Source organism: Bacteroides caecigallinarum (genome assembly GCF_021530995.1).
GTDB classification, from domain to species: Bacteria; Bacteroidota; Bacteroidia; order Bacteroidales; family Bacteroidaceae; genus Phocaeicola; species Phocaeicola faecigallinarum.
The window spans coordinates 1-4,562 of record NZ_JADYTF010000175.1 but is presented as its reverse complement, the minus strand read 5'-3'; the positions used below and the strand labels follow the sequence as shown (position 1 = coordinate 4,562).

The following is a 4,562-nucleotide window of genomic DNA, read 5'->3' as shown; positions in this document are numbered from 1 at the left end:
GCTTGGTCGAGTTGCTCCTCAGCAGAGCTCGCCTCCTCTTTGATCCACGAGGCAAAGTTAACACTTTCCTCCTTGAATCTACTACTTTTAAAGACCAAAACGTTGCACTTCGTTTTGGAATCTACAAGATTATTACATACGTTAGTCATTGTTTATTACTAAAGTATGTAATGGCTGACTGCTAACGTATGCAATATAAGGCCACATACATTAGTAATTATAGCAATGATAAGTATATGATTAGTTTTGCAAGGCGTTCTATTAATAAAAGATTTGCGTTTTATATATCAAACCTTTATTTACGTCTAAAATGTCCTGTTACATAAGAACCATTTTTCCTATAATGTCCTTTTACGTATGTAGAACCAAATGAATATGAACTACCATAATATTCAGTACTGTTTATAGAAGGCATTTCTTTTATATCGCATTGAACATTTACTATGGTATCTACCATAGATTCAACATTTGACACAATATCCAATTGTTCTTTTTCCTCTAAATAGTCTATAATATCATTAGCTTCTGTAAGATGCCTATTATCAAGTTCTTTTAGAACATTATATTGCTTTAATCTACATGGATATACAAGTTCTAATGTTTTTATAACGTCAGGCGTTAATTGCAATTCTGTTTTATTATTCTTTGAGTATGTATTTAGCATGAAAAAAACTAGTTTTAATATTACAAATAAATATTGAATAAGTATATCTTCTGTTTCTTGTAAATTTATACCTAACATTCCATCAGTTAAAATATACTTATCATATGATGATGTGTTCCCTTTCCAAATTGAACCGTAGAAAGGTGCTTTATTGGTGAAAACAATATATCTTGAAAAAATTCCGTTGTTATATTCAATATCATGATAAAAGAACCTATTATGTCCTGTTAAAATGTCATCTTTGTATATTAATCCATCTGACCCTTTATCTAAAGTTATTTTACTGTCAATTAGATAGCGTTGCTCCTCCGTTAGTTCTACAAGCTCTTCTAATTTCTTTTTATTAAGAGTAGGATTATCATTCCATAAATTAGACATCTCGTTATAATTACGTTCAATAAGCATTTGATGATTGTTTATCTTAAATCTGGTATACTCTTCATTGGGCTTTTTTAGTTTTATATGATATTGCATAGTGTATAATGCGCGCCATATAAAATAAGAGTCTTTTTCTTCTATTTGATTGGTTGAATGATTATTTGGATTATTGTCTTTTTCTGTAAAATAATGAGCTTTCATTATTTCACGGATACAATTGCAAAATTCAGTACCTGATATATTTGAATCAAATATTATTTTATCGTATTTCTGATGCCATTTTAAAGATGCAAGTTCTTCATTGTCGGAAAAATTTATTTTATCCATACCGTTTTTAATAAGTTCAATATGGAAGCCTTTTAAATCTAAGACAGGTATCATTGTACAAATGTTTGGATAATTGTCTACATTTAATTGATTTTTACGGCATTCTTTTATGTACTGTTCTTTGCCTTTCTCACTAAAGGAGTCATATTTTTTAGGCATTCTCATACCTGAAATTTCAACAGCCTTAGGGAATGTAATAGGCATTTCCGATGCACTATCCTTTATCTCCTGTTTAAATTGAGATACGTTTTTGACTTCCGAGTTTACATGAGAGTCTTTATTATTATTTACTATAGACATCTGTCTCTCATTTTGATTATTTTCTCTTTCTAACTCAATTATCCTTTTCTTTAAATTATACGAATAAATTAAAAGAATAAGAACTATAATTAACAATATATATACCATAATTTTAGCTTTGTATGTTATTATTAATAATATAGTTATTTTCAATGCAACCAAGATATAAAAATGATAATATTTAAAGACTGGATTATATTACTTATTCAAGTATATTGTATGCGGAAATAATCCAACAAGACCTTGTATTCATCCTGTGCGGCAAGACATGTATCTCTGAGATATTCCTTTATATGCGGCCATTGCTGCAAGCCACGATAATAGAACATCTTCAGTTCATCGGTTATAATGAAGGGTACTATACCATTTGCAAGACATTCCTTAAACATTATAAGTCGTCCTACCCTACCATTCCCATCCTGAAAAGGATGTATTGATTCAAACCGCTGGTGAAAATCAAGAATATCATCAAAAGTCTTTTTCTTTATGGCATTATATTCTTTCAATAGCCTGAAAATCTCATGTTTTGTGTTCTCAGGGGCGACAGTTTCTATTCCGCCGACCTCATTGGGTATCTTCTTATAATCACCCACAGCAAACCATGATTTAAGACTATCAGAAGTTCCGGACTTAAGTATCCGGTGAAGCTCTTTTATGAATCCATCTGTCAAGCGTTCTTCTGCCTTATCTATAATCATGTCAATACAACGGAAATGATTTGTGGTCTCAACAATATCATCGACTTTCACACTTTCCCCCTCAAAACCTATTGTATTGGTCTCAAATATGTATCTCGTCTGATCATGAGTAAGGCGACTTCCTTCTATATGATTGGAGTTGTATGTCAAATCAATCTGAGTCCGATGATATATCCCACCTTTCAGTTTCATTTCCTTTTGTTCCCGCAATATTTTAAGCAAAGGCATAGTCTCATGCTTTTGCCTTCCTCTCTTCGGAACTTCCGAATCGGCAGGAATATTCCATGTTTTACCTACCAGTATTACACCCTCAATCTTACCTGTCGCACAATAATTACGAACCGTCCGTTCCGATATACCATGCTTGGCAGCGAATTCTGTAACTGAAATATATTTCATATCCTATAAAATCTATCGGCAAGTTTATATAATAAAATATCAGGGCAAAGATACATTTTTTGCCGATATCGGCAATATTTCACTCAAATAAAGTCAGGCTATTATCCACCTGTCTATAGTTCTTGACTCGGAACTGAAATTCACCCCAACCTTGACAACTTTTCTTCCGTCGGCAGCAAATGCGGAGGCATAACCTTTCGCGTCTATCTGAGCCATTGCTTCCTCGGCTGTTCCGTCAAGTTTGAATTCCATCACATAGATATAGTCGGAGGTTTTCAGAACGAGGTCCACTCGTCCACGCGAAGTATGATATTCCACTTCCGAATGGAATCCCATGAGCTTGAACACTATGTAGAGAATGTTCTGATAATGTACTTCACGGTCGCGTGGCGCAAGTTCGTATGGTATATCATCGAAGAAAGTCTGCAGGCGGCTCAGGAATGAATCCACATCACCTTTGCGGACATCGGTTACGAAACGCTGTATCTCGTATGGGGATTTTGTAACGCTGACAGAGGCATAATTGGGAAGAAGGAAACGGAAGAAACCCTGCTCAACCTCGCGGTTAGGAAAGCCGAGAGTGTAGTTCTCAAATTCTTCATTATAGCCCTTTATTGTCAGATAGCCGCTCTGATAGATTACAGGAACCGGGTCGGTGGATGTTGAATCGATGGAATCAAGAACAGGACCGCTGGTCACTATATCTTCTATCTCCTCCACATTGTAGTTATGCTGCTTCATCAGTTCTACAAGATATGTAGGCGTACCAGTAGCAAACCAGTAATTATCAATCTGCATATTGGCAAAGGTATTCAGAAGACTGAAAGGATTATACATTCCGGGTGACTTAAAGCTGAAATGATAACCGTCATAATTCAGTTTCAGGCGTGCGCAGGTTTCCTCATAACCTGTTCCTAGTTTCTCGGCCAGAGTGTGAATATCATCGTCGAAGTATCTGTGCAGTTCCTCTTCGGTTATTCCGCATATTTCTGAGAAACGGTTTATCATTGAGATATCCATCAGATTGTTCAAATCGCTGAACACACTTACTTTTCCGAATTTTGTAACTCCTGTGAGCATGGCAAACTGTATGTATCCGTCGCACGACTTCAAGGCTCCATAGAAAGCTTTCAGGGTATTACGGTATTCTGTCTGAAGTTCAGGATTGCCTATGGCCTGAAGCATAGGCTTGTCGTATTCGTCTATGAGAATGACAGTGTTATGTCCGGTCTTTTCGGCTGCCCTACGGATTATTCCCTCAAATCTCGTAGCAAGAGAATACTCATCAGGATTTCTTCCATACTTTGCCTCAAACTGTTTTAACGACAAATCAAGCTTATTTTCCAAAGTCTCTTTAGTAGAATATTTCTCCGTATTCAAATCTATATGCAGCACAGGATACTCTATCCACTTCTTCTCCAGTTTCTCCATTTCCAGCCCGGCAAAAAGTTCCCGCTTTCCGGAGAAATACGCTTCGAGAGTAGATATAAGAAGACTCTTACCGAAACGGCGGGGACGGCTGAGAAAATAATATTTACCTGTAGCCACCAACTGATATATCAATGCTGTTTTGTCAACATAGATATAATCTCTCTTTCGTAGATTCTCAAAATTCTGTATGCCTATAGGATAAAGTTTGCTCATGACTGACTGGATTTTTTATCTTATGTACAAACTTACATAAAAATCTTCGTTTTTTATGCCGGTGCAATAAAAAATCAAGCCCTACGTACTTGATTGATCGTCTATTGCCGTGCTCGAAGCACAAAATGTTGTATATTTGAGGTGCATACATT

At 35.7% G+C, this 4,562-nt stretch carries 3 protein-coding genes; all 3 read right to left on the bottom strand.

What is annotated here, in order from left to right:
• Positions 1–295: 295 nt before the first annotated feature.
• The gene (locus I6E24_RS15465; protein WP_235329510.1) at positions 296–1,777 is read right to left on the bottom strand and encodes a hypothetical protein; all 1,482 of its coding nucleotides are present in this window, start codon (positions 1,775–1,777) and stop codon (positions 296–298) included.
• Between the two features lie 98 nt (positions 1,778–1,875).
• Positions 1,876–2,766: a Fic family protein gene (locus I6E24_RS15460; protein WP_235329508.1), complete on the bottom strand. Its 891-nt coding sequence runs from the start codon at positions 2,764–2,766 to the stop codon at positions 1,876–1,878.
• A 93-nt stretch (positions 2,767–2,859) separates the two neighbouring features.
• Positions 2,860–4,410, bottom strand: coding sequence for an ATP-binding protein (locus I6E24_RS15455; protein WP_235329506.1), 1,551 nt, complete (start codon positions 4,408–4,410; stop codon positions 2,860–2,862).
• Positions 4,411–4,562: the final 152 nt, after the last annotated feature.